The sequence below is a fragment of the Micromonospora sp. H61 genome (assembly GCF_018070325.1).
Lineage (GTDB): Bacteria > Actinomycetota > Actinomycetes > Mycobacteriales > Micromonosporaceae > Micromonospora > Micromonospora salmantinae.
This window is the reverse complement of sequence record NZ_JAGPXY010000065.1, coordinates 16632-37553: the sequence shown is the minus strand read 5'-3', so window position 1 is coordinate 37553 and position 20922 is coordinate 16632. Positions and strand designations below refer to the sequence as shown.

General features: G+C 69.8%; 20 protein-coding genes. 11 read left to right on the top strand and 9 right to left on the bottom strand.

Features of this window, described 5'->3' with window-relative positions:
* Positions 1-1040 (bottom strand): AAA family ATPase (locus KBX08_RS25865; protein ID WP_247670064.1); only part of this gene is annotated, 1040 nt, incomplete at its 3' end.
* 219 nt (positions 1041-1259) lie between these two features.
* Here KBX08_RS25865 and KBX08_RS25860 point away from each other — a divergent pair.
* On the top strand, positions 1260-1712 hold the full coding sequence (locus KBX08_RS25860) for a helix-turn-helix domain-containing protein (protein WP_210785956.1): 453 nt from the start codon (positions 1260-1262) through the stop codon (positions 1710-1712).
* Complete coding sequence (locus tag KBX08_RS25855) at positions 1705-2073, top strand: DUF4180 domain-containing protein (RefSeq protein WP_091393725.1); 369 nt, start codon at positions 1705-1707, stop codon at positions 2071-2073. Before KBX08_RS25860 ends, KBX08_RS25855 begins: the two co-directional genes overlap by 8 nt.
* 5 nt (positions 2074-2078) lie before the next feature.
* Here the strand turns inward: KBX08_RS25855 and KBX08_RS25850 are convergent, their stop codons facing one another.
* Positions 2079-2714 (bottom strand): hypothetical protein, encoded by a 636-nt coding sequence (locus KBX08_RS25850; RefSeq protein WP_210785955.1) that lies wholly within the window; start codon positions 2712-2714, stop codon positions 2079-2081.
* Positions 2715-2764: 50 nt separating this feature from the next.
* Here KBX08_RS25850 and KBX08_RS25845 point away from each other — a divergent pair, with 50 nt between their 5' ends.
* Positions 2765-3727: a DUF1963 domain-containing protein gene (locus KBX08_RS25845; protein WP_210785954.1), complete on the top strand. Its 963-nt coding sequence runs from the start codon at positions 2765-2767 to the stop codon at positions 3725-3727.
* Between the two features lie 94 nt (positions 3728-3821).
* Positions 3822-4043, top strand: coding sequence for a hypothetical protein (locus KBX08_RS25840; protein ID WP_030331398.1), 222 nt, complete (start codon positions 3822-3824; stop codon positions 4041-4043).
* A 65-nt stretch (positions 4044-4108) separates the two neighbouring features.
* Here the strand turns inward: KBX08_RS25840 and KBX08_RS25835 are convergent, their stop codons facing one another.
* Positions 4109-5014: a hypothetical protein gene (locus tag KBX08_RS25835; protein ID WP_210785953.1), complete on the bottom strand. Its 906-nt coding sequence runs from the start codon at positions 5012-5014 to the stop codon at positions 4109-4111.
* Positions 5015-5220: 206 nt separating this feature from the next.
* Here KBX08_RS25835 and KBX08_RS25830 point away from each other — a divergent pair, with 206 nt between their 5' ends.
* Entirely contained in the window at positions 5221-6105 is an 885-nt protein-coding gene (locus tag KBX08_RS25830) for a fibronectin type III domain-containing protein (protein WP_210785952.1), read from the top strand.
* A 98-nt stretch (positions 6106-6203) separates the two neighbouring features.
* Here the strand turns inward: KBX08_RS25830 and KBX08_RS34785 are convergent, their stop codons facing one another.
* Together KBX08_RS34785 and KBX08_RS25820 are read right to left on the bottom strand one after the other, a co-directional pair.
* Positions 6204-7628, bottom strand: coding sequence for an HNH endonuclease (locus KBX08_RS34785; protein ID WP_210785951.1), 1425 nt, complete (start codon positions 7626-7628; stop codon positions 6204-6206).
* Positions 7629-7830: 202 nt separating this feature from the next.
* Positions 7831-8937, bottom strand: coding sequence for an FAD-binding oxidoreductase (locus tag KBX08_RS25820; RefSeq protein ID WP_247670059.1), 1107 nt, complete (start codon positions 8935-8937; stop codon positions 7831-7833).
* Positions 8938-9156: 219 nt separating this feature from the next.
* On the opposite strand from KBX08_RS25820, the gene KBX08_RS25815 reads away from it, so the two are divergent.
* The 4 genes from KBX08_RS25815 to KBX08_RS25800 all read left to right on the top strand — a co-directional run bounded on the left by KBX08_RS25815 (position 9157) and on the right by KBX08_RS25800 (position 15205).
* Positions 9157-9675 carry a flavoprotein gene (locus KBX08_RS25815; RefSeq protein WP_210785950.1) on the top strand — a complete coding sequence of 173 codons (519 nt, stop codon included), beginning with the start codon at positions 9157-9159 and terminating at the stop codon, positions 9673-9675.
* A gap of 217 nt (positions 9676-9892) precedes the next feature.
* Positions 9893-11314, top strand: coding sequence for a hypothetical protein (locus KBX08_RS34040; RefSeq protein WP_247670058.1), 1422 nt, complete (start codon positions 9893-9895; stop codon positions 11312-11314).
* On the top strand, positions 11311-11868 hold the full coding sequence (locus tag KBX08_RS25805) for a GNAT family N-acetyltransferase (protein ID WP_210785949.1): 558 nt from the start codon (positions 11311-11313) through the stop codon (positions 11866-11868). Before KBX08_RS34040 ends, KBX08_RS25805 begins: the two co-directional genes overlap by 4 nt.
* A gap of 250 nt (positions 11869-12118) precedes the next feature.
* The gene (locus KBX08_RS25800; protein ID WP_210785948.1) at positions 12119-15205 is read left to right on the top strand and encodes a DUF3427 domain-containing protein; all 3087 of its coding nucleotides are present in this window, start codon (positions 12119-12121) and stop codon (positions 15203-15205) included.
* A gap of 27 nt (positions 15206-15232) precedes the next feature.
* Here the strand turns inward: KBX08_RS25800 and KBX08_RS25795 are convergent, their stop codons facing one another.
* Positions 15233-15532, bottom strand: a complete 300-nt coding sequence (locus KBX08_RS25795; protein WP_210785947.1) for a helix-turn-helix transcriptional regulator — start codon at positions 15530-15532, stop codon at positions 15233-15235.
* A 165-nt stretch (positions 15533-15697) separates the two neighbouring features.
* Between KBX08_RS25795 and KBX08_RS25790 the strand changes: the two genes are divergently transcribed.
* Positions 15698-16126 carry a VOC family protein gene (locus KBX08_RS25790; RefSeq protein WP_210785946.1) on the top strand — a complete coding sequence of 143 codons (429 nt, stop codon included), beginning with the start codon at positions 15698-15700 and terminating at the stop codon, positions 16124-16126.
* A gap of 45 nt (positions 16127-16171) precedes the next feature.
* Here the strand turns inward: KBX08_RS25790 and KBX08_RS25785 are convergent, their stop codons facing one another.
* From KBX08_RS25785 to KBX08_RS25775, 3 genes are all read right to left on the bottom strand, one after another.
* A complete protein-coding gene (locus tag KBX08_RS25785; protein ID WP_210785945.1) occupies positions 16172-17383 on the bottom strand; it encodes a hypothetical protein in 1212 nt (403 codons plus the stop codon).
* A gap of 94 nt (positions 17384-17477) precedes the next feature.
* Positions 17478-18011, bottom strand: coding sequence for a hypothetical protein (locus KBX08_RS25780; RefSeq protein WP_210785944.1), 534 nt, complete (start codon positions 18009-18011; stop codon positions 17478-17480).
* A gap of 45 nt (positions 18012-18056) precedes the next feature.
* On the bottom strand, positions 18057-19205 hold the full coding sequence (locus tag KBX08_RS25775) for a hypothetical protein (RefSeq protein WP_210785943.1): 1149 nt from the start codon (positions 19203-19205) through the stop codon (positions 18057-18059).
* Positions 19206-19339: 134 nt separating this feature from the next.
* Between KBX08_RS25775 and KBX08_RS25770 the strand changes: the two genes are divergently transcribed.
* Complete coding sequence (locus KBX08_RS25770) at positions 19340-20917, top strand: gluconokinase (protein WP_307850654.1); 1578 nt, start codon at positions 19340-19342, stop codon at positions 20915-20917.
* Positions 20918-20922: the final 5 nt, after the last annotated feature.

The window sequence follows — 20922 nt, the reverse complement described above, 5'->3', positions numbered from 1 at the left end:
GCGTCGGTCAGCCCGTCGTAGAGGGTCTCGCGGACCAGGTCGTGGGCGAAGGCGAAGCGGCCACCGCCCCGGGCGACCACCAGTCGGGCGGTCACCGCCCGGTCGAGCAGCCGGTCGACCTGCGCCGCCGGTGCGGCCGCGCAGGCCGCGAGGACCTGACGGTGGAACTCGCGACCCAGTACGGCGGCGACGGTCAGCGCCTCCACCACGGCGGCGGGCAGTTGGGCCAGGCGGCGGCGCACCGCCTCCCGTACGCCGGGTGCGATGGTGCCGATCGCGTCGTCGGCGTGCCACAGCCGCGCGGTCTGCTCGACGAAGAACGGGTTGCCGCCGGTGCGCCGGTGCACCTCGTCGACAAGGCTGGCCTGGGGTTCCCGGCCGGCGGTCCGGGTCATCAGTGCGGCCACCTCGTCGCGGGTGAAACCGGTGAGGGTGATAGTGGTGGACTTCGCGACCAGCGGCATCAGCAGCGGGCGCAGCGGATGCTCGCCCGACTCGACCTCGGCGTCGCGGTAGGTGCCGATCAGCAGGAGCCGCTCGAACCAGGTGTGCTGGGCGGCGAAGCTCAGTAACCGCAGCGAGGCGGGGTCGGCCCAGTGCAGGTCGTCGAGGACGACCACTACCGGCCGGTGCTGGGAGACGGCGACCAGGGCGGCGGTCACCGCGTCGTACAGCGCGAACGCCTCCTGGTCGGCGGCGTCCGGGCCGCTGTCGACGCCGGCCCAGCTGGCGAGGCGACCGGCCTGCTCACCGCCGGCGCCGGACTGCCCGAGCAGGGCCGCGAGGGCCGGCTCGGCGGACTGCCGCGCCACCGCCCAGTCGTCGGCGGAGCGCCGCAGGGCACGCAGCACCTGCACCCACGGCCAGTAGCCGGGGGCGCTGTCGGAATCCCAGCAGGCGGCGCCGAGCACCAGCGCGCCTCGCTGCCGGGCCTCGCGGGCCGCCGACGTGACGAGGGTCGTCTTGCCGATGCCCGGCTCGCCGGTGACCAGGGCGAGACCGCCGTGGCTGGTGGTGGCCCGGTCCAACTCGGCGCGCAGCAGACCCGCGGGGTGATCCCGCCCGATGATGGCGTCGCCGAGCGCGTCCATGGTTTCCAGACGGTACTGGACCCGTCCGACAGCGCGAGCGAGTTAGCCGGCCGAACGCCTCACGGGGCCTCGCCGGCCCAGGTGGGTTCGGAGCCTTTGGAGCTGATGCCGTAAACGAGTCGACCCCATCGCTCCTCATACTTCCCTATCGGGGTATCGTAGGGAGCGATGACGGATGAAATGTACTCAGTTGAGCAGGTGGCCGACCGGCTCAACCTGCACGTCCGCACAGTGCGCGGCTACATCCGCTCGGGCCGGCTGCGCGCGGTGCGGATCGGCAAGCAGTACCGGATCGCCGCCGGTGATCTCGACGCGCTCACCGGCCAGGCCCCGACCGCGCCCAGCGTCGCCAGGCAGTCGGAGGTGTCGAGCATCGTCCAGATCGACGGTGTCGACAGAGCCGCCGCCGACCGGCTCGGCACGCTCGTGCTCACCAGCGCCAACACCGGCCACGACCAGGCCAACCCGCTGCGGGTGCAGACCGTGTACGACGAGCAACGCCACCGCATGAAGATCATCATTTTGGGTGACCCGGCCGCCACCGCCGAGTTGCTGCACCTGCTCGACGCCGTGCTCAACGCCGACAACGGCCTGCTCGACCGGGAGGTCCACGATGCCTGACCAGATCCAGGAACGCGCCGGAGTGCCGGTGCTGGTCTGCGACCCGGCGGGGCCACCGGTGGCCACCGAGCAGGACGCGCTGGACCTGATCGGGGCGGCGTTCCTCGGCGCCCAGGTGGTCGCCGTGCCGGCCAACCGACTCGACGAACGCTTCTTCTCGCTGGGCACCCGCTTCGCCGGTGACGTGATGCAGAAGTTCGTCAACTACCGGGTGCGGCTGGCGGTCGTCGGCGACATCTCGGCGCAGCTCGCGGAGAGTTCCGCGTTGCGCGCGCTGGTGCACGAGTCGAACCAGGGTGGGCAGATCTGGTTCGTCCCCGACCTCGACGCTCTCGACACCCGCCTCCGCGCCGCCCGATAGCCACCTCACCGGTCGGGCACGACCGCCATCTCCACCGCGTCCGGCTCCACTCCCCTGATCCGAGCCTGCTCGGCCGACCACCGCAGATAGGCCAGCCACTGCTCGGACGACCACGCGTTGCGCCGGCCGACACCCGCCTCGGCGGGGAGTTGGCCGGCCACGACCCGGTCGAGGATCAGGGGCTGCACGCCGCCCACCCCGCGCCGGTAGCCGACGAAGTAGAGGACCTTCGTGCACAGGCCGGGCCCCAACCAGGGCAGACGAGCGTGGTCGGGGTCGCGGAAGCGGCGGTACGCCGTACGCAGCGCGTCCTCGTCGGGCGCTGGCGTGGACACCTCTTCCAACGCGTACGCGAGGCGTTTGCCGTGCGGATCGGCGTCGAGCGACCTGGCGGCGCGCCACGGGCCGTACCCGATGGGTCCGTAAGCCCAGGCCAGCACGGCCGTCAGCAGGTGCCGTGGGCTCGCGGACCCCGCCCGGTACGCGTCGGCCACCGCGAAGACGTCCCGCCGCCAGAGCTCCCCGCTCGCTGGCAGCGTGTAGGGCCACGCATCCGGTGGTAGCCCAGCCCGCCACCTGTCCATGTTGAACCTGACCGGAGCCCGCTCCCCCGGTAACACCACACCTTCGGTCGTCTGCATGGTCGCCTCCCACAGATCGCGCGCTCGCGGAACTCCGTGGTTCGGACGCTATGGTCGGGCTCTTCCACCTGCCGCCCGCCGACAGCAAGTCGCGGTATCGATTGCAGGTGCGCCTGTCTTGCGGGGAGCCAGCATCCGGCGGGGTCCAGAACGTCGCACGGTTGACCTACGGTGCTCCCGTGCTTCCCCGAAATGTGAAAATCATCGATCAGGTCCGCGCCGAGGCGCTGCGCCGCGACATCCCCGCCGACGACGTGGAGCGCTGGCTGGAGCTCGCCCGCCCGTCTGCCTTTCTGACACAGAGGGGTGACGGGCCGGTAGTGGGCACCATCCGCGGGCCGGTGATGCTTCCGGCCGACGCCGAGGACCCCGAGTACCCCTTGATCGCCACCATCGACTGCGCTGCTCTTCCGGCAGACGTGACTGACCTTCCACTACCGTCCGACGGCCAACTGCTGCTGTTCGGCTGGCCCGAGGAAAGCGGCTGGGGCGAGGTCAGGTATGTGCCGGCAGGCGTGGCGGTCGAGGAACGAGAGCAGTATCCGCCTGACTTTCCTCCGGACGACGAGGAGTTCGCCGAGGTCTACACGGAAATCCCAAAGGGCGATCTACACCTCACTGTCGACATCTCTCTGCCCTACGTCAAGACGATCCCGGGGCCCCCGTGGTCTCCCCCGCTGCCAGGAGATCCCCCGTTCGAAGAGCTGACCGACGTGTGGAAAGACGTCCTGGGCAAGGTGCCGGACGGCCCGTTCTCCTATGAAGACGGGACGACACCGCTGCTGTTGGGCGGCTACGGCACTGACTGCAACGGTTTCAACCCGGCGTGGTTGGGCGCCAACCCCTCGGGCCGGTCCGGCCACGACGAGTCGGACCATGGTGACTGGGTTGTGCTGGCCGAGTTCCACGGCGGCAGACAAGGCGGGGCGAGCATCCACTGGGTGATCCAGCGTGCCGACCTGAAGGACCGACGCTTCGACCAGGCCAGGGTCCTCGTCTACTGGAATCCGTGAGTGCCAGTACCGATAGCCACCTCACCGGTCGGGACGGCACTGAAGCTGACCGGGGCTCAGGACTAGCCGCACAGTGACCGGGTACGCGCGATCCATGGGTAGCCACAAGCAGAACAAACACGACAGCGGCGGCGAGTCGGCACGAGGCCGGCGGCATTCGGGCAGCGGCGCTCCGGGCCGCCAGGGCTCGCCCGTGGAGCACTCGCCCGACCAACGGCACCGCCGCACCGCGACCGGCCCGGCCGGCACCGAACGCGACCTGGGCCGGGCCAAGGTCTCGGGCGACGGGCGGATCCAGCGCCAAGGCGGCTCCTGAGCCGAGCACTCAGCCGGTGCAGCGGCCCGCACGTTCGCAGGGCTGCTGCACCGGCTGAGCGGTTTCTACGGCGTGGCGCAGATGGCGTACGCCGTGTCGGACCAGTTCCCGGCGAACGCGTCCTCCTCGTACGCGCCGGACGCCGCTGACGTCGGGGCGGTGGCGGGGCCGCCGTTGGGACGGAAGTCGTCCACGATGCCCTCGCCGGTCACCCCGTTCAGTTCGTAGCCGGCGCCGGTCAGCACCTTCCCGACCGGGCAGGTCGCCGTGACGCTGCGGAAGTCGAGGGAGTTGCTGGCACCCACGGCCGAGGTGCGCACCAGGCCCGCGAGGGGGTTGGCGCAGATCGCGTACGCGGTGGCGGACCAGTTCAGGGCCGTGGCGTCCGACTCGTACGCGCCGACAGTGACCGCAGTCGGCGCCGTGGCGACGCCACCGTTGGGCCGGAAGTCGTCGACGACACCTTCGCCGGTGATGCCGTTGAGTTCGTAGCCGGTGCCGGTCAGCACCTTCCCGGCCGGGCACGTCGCCGTGACGCTGCGGAAGTCGACCGAGTTGGTGACACTGGTCGCGGCGACCCGCACCAGACCGGGCAGCGGGTTGGCGCAGATCGCGTACGCCGTCACCGACCAGTTCCCCGCGAACGCCTCGGTCTCGTAGGCGCCGACGGTGACCGCTGTCGGTGCCGTGGCGACGCCACCGTTGGGACGCAGGTCGTCGACGACGCCTTCGCCGGTGATGCCGTTGAGTTCGTAGCCGGTGCCGGTCAGCACCTTCCCGGCCGGGCACGTCGCCGTGACGCTGCGGAAGTCGACCGAGTTGGTGACGCTGGTCGCGGCGACCCGCACCAGACCGGGGACCGCGGCGGACGCCGGGCTCGCCGGGGCGAGCACCGCTCCGGTCGCGACAAGACCGAGCACGAGTACGGACGCTCGGGCGCCGTACCGCCGGCTTTTGTTCTGAGCACGCATGTGTTTCTCCCGTCTGAGGCCCAGACGGGCGGCAGGTGAGACGCCGGCGTCCGGGCCGTTCGTGATGACGGGTTCACGCTAGGTAGCCACGTGACCAGGCATTATCTCCAAGTTGACTACGTCGCGTAACGGACTGAATCCGCCTCCGCCGTCATTGGCCTGACGGAGGATGCACGGACATCGATGGTGGTGCATACCATTCGGCTATGTCTGCTCGCCGTGTCGCCGCCACCGTCGCCCTCGCCGCGCTGGCGAGCCTGCTCGCCGTCAACGCCGCCCGCGCCGACGGCCCGGCGATCAGCACCCCGGGCACTCCCACGGTGGTGGCAAACGAACCACATCAGCTCACCCTCAGCTGGGCGCCCTCCGCCTGGGTCGAGCCCGGTGCGGAGCAGCCGATCAACTACGAGGTGCAGGTGCCGCTGGGCCCGAACACGTACCGCTTCCTCGGCTCCACCACCGAAACCACGATCACGCTGACCGACCTCGCACCCGGCACGACGTACCGGATCGCGGTTGCCGCCCGCGCGCTCGGCGGCTACTCCGACACCTCGCCCACCACCACAGTGCGCACCGCGGCCGGCCGCGCGACGCTCAGCTACCTCAACCTGGACTGGTCCCCCACGAACAACCAGATCCAGCACCTCCTGAAGGTGACGAACACCGGCACCGCGCCGCTTGACCTGAGCACGGTGCGGGTGCGCTACCACCTGCGCTTCGAGGGCGCCAACACCTCGCTGGTGCCGAACTGCGACTGGGCCGTGCTGGGTTGTGACCGCATCGAGCAGACCGTGCAGTTCTTCATCCCGCCGGGCGGGCCGCCGACCGGGATGACGACGCCGGCGCCGCCGGGTTACCCGATCCCGGGAACGCCGGTCCCCGGCTGGGTGGAGCTGACCTTCACCGACGGGACGCTCGCGCCGGGTCAGTCGACCGGGCCGATCCAGCTACGGCACCACCGGCACAGCTGGAGCGACATCGACGAACGCGACGACCCGAGCTGGGTCGCCGCCACCGGCCAGTGGACCGAGAACGACCGGATCACGCTGGACGTCGACGAGGTACGCGAATTCGGCGACACCTACTCCTGACCGCGCGGCGCGTGACCGGTGAGAGCAGCGCCTGGCCGGCCTTGTCCTGACGAGCGATATACCTCTGGGTCATATCTATGCCTCACAGGTATATCGCTCTACGGGGAACTACTCCCGGCCGTCGCGCGCCCCGGGTCTGGCTCGTGGTCTTCTACGACGTCATGGAACCCATGCCACGCGCGTCGGTGCCGAAGCAGCGCTTCCGGGTCTGGCAGGTCTTCGGTCCTCTCCGGTAGGCGGATTCGCTGGCCGTGGTAGCTGGAGTAGTGCGCGATGCCCGCCACCACATGCAAGACGTACGACTCATCAATCCAGATCAACCCTCGGTCCAGCAGGTTGTGCAGGTCAGCGCGGAGCAGAAGACCGTTGTTGACCTGGTTGGAGGCCGGCCCGTCGTAAGGGTCGATGTGCGCAGCCTGGAGCGCGGCCTCGGCATCACAGCCGGTGATCGCGCAGCGGTTGTCGTACGCCTTCATGAGCCGGCGGCGGAAGTCCGCCTGCCCCTGCCGTGCGGTGACCTCGGCCAGCCTCCTGCGCCGCCCCTCGGACGCGGCCTCCGGCTCAATCGCCCTGCTGTCGTCCGGGGAGTTCGCCAGGTTGTCGATCTTCAACACCTGCTCGGCGAGTTGGTCGTTGTGTCCTGCGGTCTGCATCGTTCGGACTCTCAGCAGCGGCTCGGTGAGATCACGTACGGCCGCGGCGAAGCGGTCGTCGCGGAAAGCGGCTATCAGGTCGTGGTGCCAGCCATCGACCCGAACCTGGTCCGGCCCTGGATCCGCGTAATCGGAGTGGCGGATGGTCAGATCGGGGAAGGCGTCAGTGAACGCCTGGAACGTCGGCCAGTGCTGACGCAGGGCAGACCATCTGACAATGACAAAGCCGGTGATCAGCGAGTGTTCGTTCGGCTCGGCGGGCTCGGCCAGAACGAACGTCTCCATCCGCTTCATGCTGACTGCGGCGAGTCTCCCGGCATGCGTCGCCGGCAGGCAGGACAGCGTCCAGTAATCCCGCTCCTTGTCAGCGGCATCGGGCACGGCGACGTGCAAGTACGCGCGGACCGCGTCGAGCACCCCACCGTAGTATCGGCCGGACTTCAGGCGATCGAACTGGCGCTGCTTTGCGGAGACCTCGGGCAACCCCGACTCCTTCGGCACATGCCTGTTGAATCGAGGTCCAAGGGTCGCGACCAACGCCTCCTTCACTCCCTGCGCATCATCGGTCCCGAGCCAGCGGAGGTCGCAGTGAGCCAACCAATCTGCGATGTCAGCAGCCGCCGCCGGAGCACCGCGCTGGTCGAGCAGCTGGCCGACCTGGTCGTGCAGGACCGATGAACCCCGATTGCCGGTCAGGTGCTGGCGGAGACGTCGACGTAGATCGCCAGTCGAACCGACGTAAACGACATCGCCGCTCTCGACAACCACGTGCACACCGGGCGTTCGAGGAGCGTCACCGGCGGCGTCCCGTGTGTAGGGCCGCGCAGGGCTGAAGCCGGACAGCGGGTCACCGGAGGAAGTGGCGGGCACGCCCAGACGCTACTGACCTGAATCATTTTTCGCGGTCCCGCGAAGCTGTCATCGGTGCACGCCCGCCAAGTCGGGGAGCTCACGCAGGTACTCGTGCAACAGACCGTCAGCATCCTCCACGCCGCTTACCCGCCGCACTGAGACGAACACGCACAGGCGTTTAAGCCTCTCATGGCGATCGATCAATGAGAAGGCGCAGTCATCAGTGGGTGAAGCCTCTGGGCAGATGAATGCGGGCAGCGGGGATACCGTGAGCGCGCAGCCGTGGCCGCGCATTGGCCAGCATCGCGGGTGGGCCGCAGAGGTAGATGTCCTGGCCGGGCTGGTGGTGTTCGAGGGCGACGGTCAGGGCGTCGCCCTGCTCGGCCGGCTCCGCGCCGGGGTCGTCGGAGAGGGCCGGCACGATGGTCAGCCAGTCGTGGGCGCACTGCAGCTTGTCGAGGGCGATCGCGTCGTACAGGTCGGTGAAGGTGCGCGCGCCGACGATCAGCGTCACCCGCCGACCGTCGGGTGCGGCGGCGACCTGCTCGACCAGGGCGCGCAGCGGCGCCAGGCCGGTGCCACCGGCGATGAGGAGCAGATCGTTCGTGCTCGCCGAGTCGAGGCTCAGCCCGGTGTCGCCGGGTGGGCCGAGCCAGAGCAGCTCGCCGGGGCGTACCTCGTGGACCAGGCGGTGGGAGACGGTGCCGGCGGGTACGGCGCGGACGTGCAGCTCGACGGTGCCGTCCGCGCGTGGAGCGTTGGCCGGTGAGAGCCAGCGCCAGTGCCCGGGCAGGCGCGGCGTGCAGACCGGCACGGCCTGACCTGGCTGGAAGGGCAGTCGCCGCCAGGGACGTACCGTGAGGATGGCGATGTCGGGCGACGGCCGATCATGGCCGGTCACCTCGACGTGCCACCAGGCCCGGCCGTCGCCGGCCTGCGCGGCGGCGCGGCGGATGGCGTGCGTGGCGCGGCACAGGGCGCGCTCGGCGGCGATGGTGAGCTGCGGCGTCCACAGTGGGCGCGCGTGGCGGGCAACGGTGGCGAGCAGCGCGTCGCCGATGGTGGTGGCGTGCGGAAGTAGGTCGAAGTGACGGTACGCGTGGCCGAGCACCCGGAGCAGCGCCGCCCGGTTCGCCGGGTCGGCGCCGCCGACCACGAGGCTGCCCAGCGCGGTGAAGAACAGCGGCGCGTCGCGCTGTGGGAGCAGCCCGGGTCGGCGGTCTTCGAGGGTGCACCAGAAGTCGCCGACGGCCCGCACGTCGACCGACTCCCAGGCGGCCTCCAGACTCACGCGAGCCGGGTGGTCGTCGTCGATCACGGCGGGCATGCGAGCTCCAAGTCGTTGATCCATGGGCTGGCACCGGGGCGGGCGGGAGGAGCTGCGCCGTTGAGGGCCGGCGCAACTCCGGGACAAGGCACCCGCCCCGGGCCATGCGTCGACTGTCGCGGCTGACCAGGGCCGACGGCATGTCACGGTGATCGTTGACGGCATACCTAATCGGTATGCGCGCGACGTCGCGACTGTCGAATCGGGCAGACTGCGGGCATGACGGAACGTCCGGTGCTGTATCTGGTCGTCTGCGCCGCGGGTCCGGCGGAACACATCGACGAGTTGGTCGACCTCCTGATCGCCGACGGGTGGCAGGTGTGCATGATCGTCAGCCCGACCGCCGCGCCGTGGCTCGACCGGGCCGCGCTGCAAGACAAGACCGGCTATCTCGTACGCATGGAGTGGCGGATGCCCGGCGACCCGGAGCCGCACCCGCCGGCCGATGTGGTGGTGGCCGCGCCGGTCACGTTCAACACGGTGACGAAGTGGGCGTTGGGCGTCAACGACACGCTGGCGCTCGGCGTCCTCAACGAGTCGCTGGGTGCGGGGTTGCCGATCGTCGCGTTCCCGCACACCAAGGCGGAGTTGGCCGCTCATCCGGCGTACGCGGGTCACCTGGCGGTGCTGCGCGCTGCCGGCGTGGTCGTGGCGGACGGGAAGCCGCTGGAGTCGGTGAACGGGCCGAGGCGTTGGAGCGTGGTCGTCGAGGCGCTGCGGGCTTTGCGCCCGTCCTGAGTAGTTGTACTCCGCTCGCTTTTTCGGCGGTCCTTTGACGATATGCGTCGCGCGTATACCAGCGCTCCACGCAGCGTGTTCAATGGATACGCTCGATGAGGCGAGACGGACGGAGCCGCCGGTGACCCACGCGAACTGCCCTCGGTGCGGCGGACGGCTGGCCCGGGACAACGACAGCGGACGGTGTACGCCGTGCCAGGCCGCCGAGCGGGACCGGTTGAGCGCACCACCGAAGGTGCCGGCGAGCTTCTGGGAGCACGAGCCGGTGCGACAGGCCCTCGCCGAGCGGCATCTGGGGCGGGTGATCAGGGCGTACCGGTGCCATCCGTATCACGGGCGGGTCGCCTTGCCGCAGAGCGTGGTGGCAGGGTGGTTGGGAATCACGCAGGCGCAGTTAAGTCGGGTGGAGAACGGCCCGCCGCTCGTGCACCTGGACCGCCTGGCGCACTGGGCACAGCTGCTGTGGGTGCCCGCCTCTTGCCTCTGGTTCGGTCTGCCTGGCCAGCCTTACCGGGTCAACGACCGCGCCGCAGAGGGCACAACAGACGATCCTCATGCCCACGACCCGACAACTGAGCAGGGCGAACTGCTGGCCATGGCGGTTACCGTGGAGGGGGCATCAACCGGAGGGGGTGGCGCTACGGACCGGCGACGCTTCAACACAATGGCCGCGCTCGCGGGACTCGCCGCAGCCGGTCATCCTTATCTCCTTGCAGGCCCTGTTGAAGTGCCCCGCAACATTGGCATGGAGCAGGTACGACTGGCCAGCTCGCTGGTTCAGGACTTCCGGCGAGCCGATGCTGCAGCAGGTGCCGACCAACTCTGCGACGTTGCCGTCCAGGCACACGCCAGGCTGTCGACTTGGGCGGCGAGGGCGAACTACAGCCGAGAAGTCGGCGATGCCCTTCAAAGCGCCCTCGCTGACCTCAGCATCCAGGCCGCCTGGCTCGCTACCGATGCCGAACGTAGGCCCGAAGCCAGGCCCTACCTGAACGAGGCCATTACCCGCGCCCGCATCGCCGACGACCCGCGGATGGAAGTACAGGCGCTCACCCAGCTATCCATGCTGCTCCGCGACAGTCAGCCCGGCGAGTCGCTGCACTGTGCCGAGGCCGCGCTACGCGTCTCCGCCAGATGGGCGACACCTCGTCTCACCACGCTGTTACATCTGCGTAGGGCGCACACGTACGCCGTACTCACGGATGCGAGTGGGTTCAGCCGGGAAATGACCAAGGCTCGCCGCGAGTTGGAGCGGGGGCCACACGAGGATGACCTGGGGTTTGTGGACTTCGTCAACGAGCAAGAAGTGAACGGCATCCAGGGGCTTTCCTACCTCGCGCTGGACAGGCCCGACCGTGCCTCTCAGTCGTTCCGCGCAATTATCGCCAATCCGTCGCCTGGCCATCGGCGTAATCAGGTCTACTACACCGTGCACCTCTCGGAAGCCGCGTATCAGCAGGGCGACGTCAACGAGGCGGCACGTATCGCGCTGGACGTCCTGCCCGCGGTGAGCCAGATGAACTCGGGGAGGATTAGCCGGCACCTTGCGCAGGTGCGCTCGAACCTGGCGGCCCCACGGCAGGCGACCACGGCAACGCGCCAGTTCGTCGACGCTTATGACCGAGCGGTCCGGGCATGATCGAGGGCTTGGAGCTTCGCCATCACAGGGCCGACGAGGCTAAGGAAATCCTCGATCAGTTCGTGGGCCTCTACTTGGAGGTCTACGCGGGTGGCGGCGAGTTCTACAGCCAGGACCGTTACCGGCGTCAGCTTGACCTGCATATGCAGCGAGTTGGATGGGAATTGATTACCGCATCGGTCGATGGGGCCCTGGCCGGCTACATCTATGGCTTTCCGCTGCCTCCACAGGCACGGTGGTGGGAGGGCATCCATGAGCCCGTCCCGCCCGGGTTCACCGAAGAGGACGGGAAACGCACCTTTGCGATCAGCGAGCTGCTGGTACACCCTGCCTGGCGGCGTAAAGGCATTGCGGCGGCACTGCACGACGAGCTGGTTGCGGGCCGGGCTGAACCGCGATCCACGCTCTTGGTCCGTCCCGACAATGCTGCCGCCCAGATGGCGTACCGCTCCTGGGGCTGGAACAAGGTCACCAAGCTGCGCCCCAACTGGGAAGCCGCACCAACCTTCGATGTCATGGTCCGCACCGCCCCGATCTGCCCTCGTCCCTTTTAGCTAGCCGTGGAGCCGCCGGGTTTGACGCTCGATCCGAGCCGAGGAGCATCGACGATAGATGCAGAGAGCCATCCGCCTGATTAGCAGCGTGGCCGCGCGGACGTCGAGAGCCACAGCACGATCGGCTGGTCAGGGCATCGGTTCCATCAGGCTTGGACGCCGATATATTCATCTGCCGATGACCCGACGCGCGGAATTCCTCGCCTAGTCAGGGGAACGCTTCAGCGCCACGACCGATTAGATTGCGTGAATGACGGATCTTGAGCGGGGTGTTTACGAGCACCTCATCACTCGCGAGCTTGCCGACCGCCTCCAGCAGGTCGACCCCGCCCTGATCCAGCACCACAGGCTCGACCCTGCCGATGCACACACCACCCTCGCCCGGCACATCGCCACCCTGGCCGCCCGAGCCCTCCACTCCGTACCCAGCGGCGACGACAAGCTCCACCACCAGATCGCCATGGCGAACCAGATCGCCGAAGCCATCGCCACCCTCAGCCCCAAGGCAGCTACAAAGCAAGACCAGGTGACCGACGCCAAGCACCTGCTCCACGCCATCGCCGCACCACCAACCCCACCAGCCGAGCCCACCTTCCCGCAGCGCCCCACCACCCCACTCTCCACCGGCGCGCTGCTGGTCAACGGCCGCCACCAGCCCCGCATCGGCCACGAGGTCAACCACGAGATGGCCTCCGCCGACCAGGTAGACCTGCTGTGCGCGTTCATCAAGTGGTACGGCCTACGGATTGTCGAGCCACACATCCGCGAGCTGATTGCCCGAGGTGGCAAGGTCCGCGTCATCACCACCACGTACCTCGGCGCGACCGATCAGCGAGCGCTAGACCGGCTCGCCGAGCTGGGCGCCGAGATCAAGGTGTCGTACGAGACGAGGACCACCCGCCTGCACGCCAAGGCGTGGCTATTCCGCCGCAACAACGGCACCACTACCGCCTATGTCGGCTCGTCGAATCTGTCGAAGACCGCGCTGGTGGACGGCGTGGAGTGGAACGTGCGCATCTCGAACATGGAGCAGCCGCACGTCATCGATACGTTCACGGCGACGTTCGAGGACTACTGGAACGATCCGGCCTTCGAGGCGTACGACGCGGCCCGGGATGCCGAGCGGCTACGGCACGCGTTGAGCGGGGAGCGCCGCGACGATGCCCCGACCGCGATCTCGAATCTGGACGTGCGCCCATACCCCTATCAGGCCGAGATCCTGGCCGACCTGGACGCCGAGCGGCTGGTGCATGGGCGGTGGCGCAACCTGGTGGTGATGGCGACCGGTACCGGCAAGACGGTGGTGGCCGCCCTCGACTACCGCCGGCTACACAAGGCGGGCCGAGCCGACTCGCTGCTCTTCGTTGCTCATCAGGAACAGATCCTGCGGCAGAGCCTGTCGACGTTCCGCCAGGTCATGGGCGACGGCAGCTTCGGCGAGACGCTGGTCGCGGGCGAGAAGCCGAACGGTTGGAAGCACGTCTTCGCCTCCATCCAGTCGCTGCACCGCCGGGAGGTCGACCCCGAGGCGTACGACATGGTGATCGTGGACGAGTTCCACCACGCGGAAGCGCCGACGTACACGCGGCTGTTGGAGCGGCTGCGTCCCCGCGTACTCCTGGGTCTGACCGCGACTCCCGACCGGGCCGACGGCGGCGACGTGCGGCGGTGGTTCGACGGGCGCGCGGCCGTTGAGCTGCATCTGTGGGACGCGTTGGAGCGGCAGTTGCTGGCGCCGTTCCAGTATTTCGGGCTGCACGACGACGTGGACCTGTCCCACGTCACCTGGAAGCGCGGCCAGGGTTACGACCCGACAGAACTCAGCGTCCTCTACACCGCCGACCACGCCCGGGCACGGACGGTGTTGCGCGCGGTCGGCGAGAAGGTGGACGTCGGACGGATGCGGGCACTGGGGTTCTGCGTGAGCATCAGGCACGCGAAGTTTATGGCCGACTGGTTCAACAAGCACGACGTGCCAGCAGCGGCCGTCACCTCGGGGGTCGACCGCCTGACACAGCGCGGGATGCTGCGCGATTTCAAGGCCGGCAAGCTGCGGGTGCTCTTCACCGTGGACCTGTTCAACGAGGGCGTTGACCTGCCGATGGTCGACACGATCCTGATGCTGCGACCCACCGAGAGCGCCACGATCTTCCTGCAACAGCTCGGCCGTGGCCTCCGTCTGGACGACGACAAGCCCTGCCTCACGGTGCTCGACTTCATCGGCGGGCAGCACGCGAACTTCCGCTTCGACCTGCGCTGGCGGGCCCTGACCGGGGTCAGCCGGCGGGCGATCACCGAAGCGGTCCGCGACGACTTCCCGAGCCTGCCGAGCGGCTGCCACGTGGAGCTTGACCGGGTGGCGAAGGAGGTGGTACTCGCCAACCTGCGATCGGCGCTGCCCACCTCGAAGGCCGGTCTCGTTTCTGAGCTGCGGCAGCTCGGCGACGTCAGCCTGGCCACGTTCCTCCGCGAGACCGGCCTGGAAATCGAGGACGTGTACCGATCGGCCAGCTTCGGCGGCTGGACCGGGCTGCGGCGGCTCGCCGGCATCGAGACGTCCACGCCCGGTCCCGATGACCGCGAGTTGGGCCGGGCCATCGGTCGCATGCTGCACACCGACGACATCGACCGGCTAGAGCTGCTGACCCGGGTCGCGGCCGGACCGCCCGCGCCAGGTCAGCAGGTGTACGCGGGCAACAGCCGCCTGTTGGACATGCTGCACTTCAGCCTCTGGGGGCCGAACGCACCCCTCGCGACGCGGGACGAACGGCTGGCGCGGCTGTGGAAGGAACCGGCCCGCTGCGCCGAGTTGCGGCAGGTCGCCGAGGTGCTGCGGGACCGCATCCACCGGGTCACGCCGACCGCCGCTCCGGGACTGGTGCCGCTGCGGGTGCACGCGCGGTACAGCCGCAACGAGGCATGCGCCGCCTTCGGGATGACCAACCCGGGGTCGCTGCGCGAGGGCGTGAAGTGGCTGCCCGACGCCCAAGCCGACCTGTTCTTCGTCACCCTGGTCAAGTCCGAGGCGCACTACTCCCCCACCACCATGTACGCCGACCGGGCCATCACGGACACCCTGTTCCAATGGGAGTCGCAGAGCACCACGTCTGCGGCGTCGGCGACCGGGCAGCGCTACACCTCGGGCGGCTCGACCGTGCACCTCTTCGTTCGGGAAACCCGCATCGCCGACCGCGACCTGGGCGCGCCGCCGTACCTCTACGCCGGCACCATGACCTACGAGTCACACGCCGGCGACCGACCGATGCGCGTTCTGTGGCAGCTCCACCACGCCCTACCCGCAGACGTGTACGCCACCGCTCGGACGATCGCGGCTTAGCCTTAGCCCATCAAGCGCAGGCCGTGGTCAAGCCGCGTCCACGTTTGAGGCGAACCTGACGTCCAGCCTTCGGTCCAAGGCGCGGGCCAGGCGCTCCAGGACCGGCAGGGTCGGCACGGTCCTGCCAGCCTCGAAGCGGGCAACTGCGGACTGAGTCATGCCGGCGGCGCGCGCCAACTGGCTCTGACTCCAGTCGTGCCCCTCGCGCAGGTGGCGCACCTCCTGCCCAAGCTCGAAGGCGATCCGGGTGGCCTCGTAGGTTTCGGCCGCCCCTGGCTCCGTCATCCGGCGCTCACGCAGGTCGTTCCAGTCCAGGCGATCACTCATCGCACCACCTCATAGCATCGATGCTATGGGTTGGATCGTTCCCACCGAACTTCATCGAACGCGTGTCGGCGATGACTTCGGCGGTGCTCTTGCCGCGCCTAGAGCGGCAACAACGTCGAGGCCGCCTACCACGCCCCCGAACGGCTGCGCGTTAGGTTGAAGACCATGGAGCAGCGCATCAGCCTGATCACTCTGGGAGTCGCGGACGTAGCCCGCGCGAAGGCGTTCTACCAGCAGCTCGGCTGGCAGGGCCAGGAGGTCGAGGAGACGGTCTTCTTCCAGGCCGGCGGCTTGGCCGTCGTCCTGTGGGGCCGCGACAAGCTAGCCGACGACGCCGGCATCGAAGAGCTGGGCACCTGCGCGATGACCCTCGCCCAGAACGTCCGCTCGCGGGCCGAGGTCGACGAGGTGATTGCCACGGCAGCAGCCGCTGGTGCCACGGTGACCAAGCCGGCCCGGGAGACCTTCTACGGCGGCTACGCCGGCTACTTCGCCGACCCGGACGGTCACCTCTGGGAGATCGCCTGGAACCCGGGCTTCACCCTCGCGGAGGACGGCTCCCTGACCGTCCCCGATTTCAACGCCCTGGACTGAGGCTGCAGCGCCACGAACTGAGCCGCGCAGAAAAGAAGACGCTGCTCAGGGCGCCGGAGACGGGCAGAGCAGCGGGTCCAGCAAGGGTAGTTGAAGAGGGTCCAGGCAGATCGCCAGCAGTCCCGGGTCCGGCGAAGGCGTCGCCGTAACGGTCGGGGTCGGCGTCGGTGAGGCCGACACGTCGGGCGGCGTCGGCAGGGCTGACGCGGGCGGGTCCGTGGTGGGGACCGGACCAGGCGTCGGCACCGAACTGGCCGACGGGTTCGGGACGACGGCTGGCGGCGAAGCCGGCGGCAGGGCCACCACGACAGCCGCCTCCGCCACTGTGGAGACAGCCGACGGCCGGACAGCCGGGACATAGGGCGGGCTCCAAACGGCACTGTCGGCCGAGCCGATTCGCGACCTGGGCGCCACCGGCCCGACGGGACCGATTGGAACGAGGGTCGCCCCGGCCCTCGGCAGGTCCAAGGCGACGATCTCCGCCGAGGGCACCGGACCGCGAGGGCCCCATGCGCCAGGCCCCAGAGCGCCAGGGCCGAGCGTCACGAACACCACGGCAGCGACGGCGGCAGCGCCGAGCGCCCGCCGGTCGGGGCGTACCGCGGTCAGCGGTGCGTCGTCGGGGTCCACCAACAGAAGAGGTGCAGGCGGGGCGGCCCGGTGCGCGGCCAGCAGCTCGTCGACCTGCGCGATGACGGCGCCGCGATCGTCGGCAGCTGCGAGTGTGAGATAGAAGCGGAAGTTCACCGCGGCATTCGCCGGGATCAGTAGCCCCTGCAGTCGACAGCGGTCGGGCAGGAGGGTGACCGGCACGTCGGGGTGGTGGGCGGGGCCGACCAGGTCCGCGTACCGCCACTGGCGGCGGTGCTCACGGCCACGAAAGGCGACCCGTCGACTGGTCACGACGGCCATGCCGGTGTCGACGACACGCAGGCCCGCCGGCAGCGCCTCGGAAGAAGTCTCAGCAAAGTCACACAAGCCCGGGGTGGGCAGGCCGGGCGTGTGTCGCGCCTCGGCCTCGACGAGGGTGGCGACGGGGAGGACGCGGAAGACGAGTTCGTCGTCGTCGAGCTCCACCGGTAGGCCGGTGCGGGGCTGCGTACACCCGAGGAAGCTGGCGGCTTCGATGCGCAGCCTGACCAGGTGGTCGTTGCGGCGCCGCCACGCGTCGGTGGCGTCGCGGTACGCGCGCTGCCGGCGCTCGTTCTCGCGCTCGGCCCAGGCGATCCGCCAGGGGGCGCAGGCCACAGAGGTCACGGTCACACGCGGTACAACCGCTCACGTACGTGACAGGGAACGCGACCAGGATCGATGTGTCCCCTTGTGCCCGGAAGGAGAGAGTTGCAGCAGATCAGCCGGCTCGCCGCCGGTACGGGTGCGGGCCGTGGGTCGGGAAGCGGGACTGGGTACGCGGTGGGTACGCCTCGCAGTGCTCGGCCCAGTGTTCGGCGGCCGTGGCGAGGGCGTCCGCGGAGACGGTGAGGATCAGCGGGTAGATCGCCGTGGACGGGCGGCGCATCCACGGTGGCAGTGACTCGGCGGAGAACTCCACGATCAGCTCCAGCCGGCGGCGGCGCAGCACCCTGCTGCGCAGGGCCAGGTTGGGTTCGGTGAAGCTGACCATCGCCGGTGGCGCGCTCAGCCCGAGGGCGGCGGTGGCCTGCCCGTGCAGCCAGCCGCCGAGCGCGCGGGCCTCCTCGACCATGAGGCTCGGGTAGTGGTGCGACCAGGTCTGGCCGTCGGCGGTGCGGGCGTCCACCTCGATGAGCAGCCAGTCGTGCCAGCCGGGCGTGGCCCCGTCGGGGTCGTCGGGCGGGTCGATGCCGGGCTGGTAGCCGACGGGGCGTACCCGCACCCGAGCGCCATCGTCAGACCGGATCTCCACTCGATCATTCTGACCGAGCGAAGCGGACTTTAGCCCCCGAATCGGTCACTTTGTGATGGTTCGCCGTACGCCCTGGTGCTCGGCGCAGGCATTGGACCGGCCCCCGGCCAGGCTCACCGAACCGTCGCGGCACTGCACGAGGTAACCGCGTCCGGCCCAGAACTGCGGTACGCAGTCGAACCAGTCGCACACCTCGGCGGCCGGCTTGCGGATCCGCGTTCCGCCACAGAAGCCGTACCCCAGGGGGTTCTCCGGTGCCCCGCAGCGCGGGCCCTGGGTCGCGCTGGTCGACGGGCGTGGTGACTTCGTCGGCTTCGGCGGCGGGGTCTTCAGCGCGAGCGCCGGGCCGGCCGGGCGGATCAGCGCCGGTGCCACGCTGGTGGGGGCCGGGGTGGCGGCGGAGGCGACCTCCGCGCCACGGGTCGGGTCGGACGGGTCCGACTCGATCAGCGCCGCCGGCACCAGCAGCGCGATGGCCGCCGCCACCGCGATGGTCCTGCGGCCACCCGGTACCCGCGCGGAGAACCGGGCCTGCGCCGGGGTGTTCACGGCCGGCCGGAACGGCTTGAGCTGGGCGTGTTCGGCGATCAGCTCGTCGACTTGGGCGATCACCGCGGCGCGCTGTTCGATCGCGTCGGCGAAGGCCAGGGTGAGCTTGAACCGGAAGTCCGGCGCGGCGTCGGTGGGCAGCAACAACCCGGAGGTACCCCGCCGGTCCAGCACCTGGATCACTGTGACCGGGGCCGCCGGGTCGTGGGCCAGGCCGGTTATCCGGCCGTACGCCCAGTCGCGCCGGCCCCGCCCGCCGAGCAGCACGAGCCGACGGCTGGTGATCACGGCCATACCGGCGTCGGTGACGCGTACGCCGTCCGGGCGGCGCGGGCGCAGCGGCCCGGTTCGCGGAGCGACGGTGAGGTCCGGCGCCGGCAGCACTGTGGTGTGCCGTACCTCGACCAGTTGCGCGGCGGGTAGTGCCCAGAGCACCACCTCGTCGGCGGCCAACTCCAACGCCAGCCCGGCGCCGGCGGCTGCCGAGCCCCGGAAGTCGGCGGCCAGGGCGCGCAGCCGCCGTAACTCGTCGTCGCGTCGCTGCCACGCCGCCTCAGCGCCGCGGTACGTGCTGACCCGCCGCACGTTCTGCCGGTGCGCCCACCGGTACCGCCAGGTGGAACCCGTCGAATCAGTCTTCGCCACGCCGACTCCTTCGCCGCGCTGGCCACCAATCTGGGGGTGTCACGAGGTTTAACAGGTCCGGCGCGGCGCCCGGACACGCCGAAACGGGCGAACTACCCGATCGGCGGAGCAACCCACACGATAGGGGGATACTGGTGCCGACGTTCATGTTCTCCGAGGGGGTGACGGTCGTGCCGCACGTCACGCTGCCCGGGGTCGTGATCGGGGTCGACATCGGCACCACCAGCACGAAGGCCGTCGCGTACGACACCGACGGACGGCAGCTCGGCAGTCACCTGGTCGGCTACCCGCTGAACAACCCGCAACCCGGCTACGCCGAGCAGGATCCGCAGCTCATCCTCGAAGCGGTGCTCAAGTCGATCAGCATGGTCGTGGCCGAGCTGGTCCAGCCGGTGGCCGGGCTGTCGTTCGGCTCCGCAATGCACAGCCTGATCGGGTTGGACCGGGACGGCAATCCGCTCACCCCGTCGGTGACGTGGGCCGACTCGCGGTCCACCCGGCAGGCCGAGCGGTTGCGGGCGGTGCCGTCGGGGCTGGCCCTGCACCGGCGTACCGGCACGCCGATGCACCCGATGTCGCCGCTACCCAAGCTGCTGTGGTTCGCCGAGCAGGAGCCGAAACTCTTCGAGCGGGTGGCGCACTGGGTGAGCATCAAGGACTGGGTGCTGCTGCGGCTCTGCGGCGCACTGGTCACCGACCACTCGATCGCCTCGGCCACCGGCCTGCTCGACATCCACGAGCTGAAGTGGGACCGGGAGGCGCTGACCATCGCCGGCATCACCCAGGAACAGCTCCCGCAGCTCGTCGCCACCACCGCCGTGCTGCCCAACCTGACCCCGCAGGTCGCTGCCGAGACCGGCCTGCCGGAGCGCACCCCGGTGGTGGTCGGCGCGGGCGACGGACCGCTGGCGAACCTGGGCCTGGGCGCGGTGCACCCCGGCATGGTGGCCTGCTCGATCGGCACCAGCGGCGCGATGCGGGTGATGGTCGAGCGGCCCGGCGTGGACCCGCTCGGTGGGGTGTTCTGCTACGCGCTGACCGAGCATCGCTGGGCAGTCGGTGGCGCGATCAACAACGGCGGCATCGTGCTCAAGTGGGCCGGCGCGGCGCTCGCCCCGGACCTGGGCGAGCACTCCGAGGAGGACCTGGTCGCCCTGGCGGCCCGCGCGCCTGTCGGTTCGGGTGGGCTCATCATGCTGCCGTACCTGCACAGCGAACGGGCACCACACTGGAGCGCCCTGCCGCGCGGCGCGTACGTGGGATTGACCCACGCACACCGCCGTGAGCATCTGGTGCGGGCCGCGTTGGAGGGCGTCTGTCAGCAGCTCGCGCTGGTGCTCAGCTCGGTGCGCGCGGCCGGCAACGAGGTCCGCGAGGTCCGGGCCGGTGGCGGCTTCGCCCGCAGCGGCCTGTGGCGGCAGATGCTTGCCGATGCCCTCGGCCTGCCGGTGAGTTTCCCGGCCGCGCACGAGGGGTCGAGCTTCGGGGCGGCGCTGCTCGGCATGGAGGCGCTGGGGCTGATCCCCAGCATCGACGTCGCCGCCGATCTGGTGCGGATCGAGGAGACGGTCCGCCCCGACCCGGCCGCCGCCGCCACCTACGCGGCGCTGCTGCCGCTCTTCGCCGAGCTGTACGAGGCCCTCGCGCCCGCCTTCGCCTCGATCCGCCGGATGGCGCCCGGCCTGCCCACCGGCTCCGAACCGCAGGCGTGAGCGGT

What these genes read in the sequence shown, in the direction of transcription:
- KBX08_RS25805 (WP_210785949.1), top strand. Translation starts at nt 11,311, where the DNA reads ATGATCGAGGGCTTGGAGCTTCGCCATCACAGGGCCGACGAGGCTAAG.
- KBX08_RS25845 (WP_210785954.1), top strand. Translation starts at nt 2,765, where the DNA reads ATGGTCGGGCTCTTCCACCTGCCGCCCGCCGACAGCAAGTCGCGGTAT.
- KBX08_RS25795 (WP_210785947.1), bottom strand. Translation starts at nt 15,532, where the DNA reads ATGAGTGATCGCCTGGACTGGAACGACCTGCGTGAGCGCCGGATGACG.
- KBX08_RS25840 (WP_030331398.1), top strand. Translation starts at nt 3,822, where the DNA reads ATGGGTAGCCACAAGCAGAACAAACACGACAGCGGCGGCGAGTCGGCA.
- KBX08_RS25860 (WP_210785956.1), top strand. Translation starts at nt 1,260, where the DNA reads ATGACGGATGAAATGTACTCAGTTGAGCAGGTGGCCGACCGGCTCAAC.
- KBX08_RS25835 (WP_210785953.1), bottom strand. Translation starts at nt 5,014, where the DNA reads ATGCGTGCTCAGAACAAAAGCCGGCGGTACGGCGCCCGAGCGTCCGTA.
- KBX08_RS25820 (WP_247670059.1), bottom strand. Translation starts at nt 8,937, where the DNA reads ATGCCCGCCGTGATCGACGACGACCACCCGGCTCGCGTGAGTCTGGAG.
- KBX08_RS25830 (WP_210785952.1), top strand. Translation starts at nt 5,221, where the DNA reads ATGTCTGCTCGCCGTGTCGCCGCCACCGTCGCCCTCGCCGCGCTGGCG.
- KBX08_RS25815 (WP_210785950.1), top strand. Translation starts at nt 9,157, where the DNA reads ATGACGGAACGTCCGGTGCTGTATCTGGTCGTCTGCGCCGCGGGTCCG.
- KBX08_RS25855 (WP_091393725.1), top strand. Translation starts at nt 1,705, where the DNA reads ATGCCTGACCAGATCCAGGAACGCGCCGGAGTGCCGGTGCTGGTCTGC.
- KBX08_RS25850 (WP_210785955.1), bottom strand. Translation starts at nt 2,714, where the DNA reads ATGCAGACGACCGAAGGTGTGGTGTTACCGGGGGAGCGGGCTCCGGTC.
- KBX08_RS25790 (WP_210785946.1), top strand. Translation starts at nt 15,698, where the DNA reads ATGGAGCAGCGCATCAGCCTGATCACTCTGGGAGTCGCGGACGTAGCC.
- KBX08_RS25800 (WP_210785948.1), top strand. Translation starts at nt 12,119, where the DNA reads ATGACGGATCTTGAGCGGGGTGTTTACGAGCACCTCATCACTCGCGAG.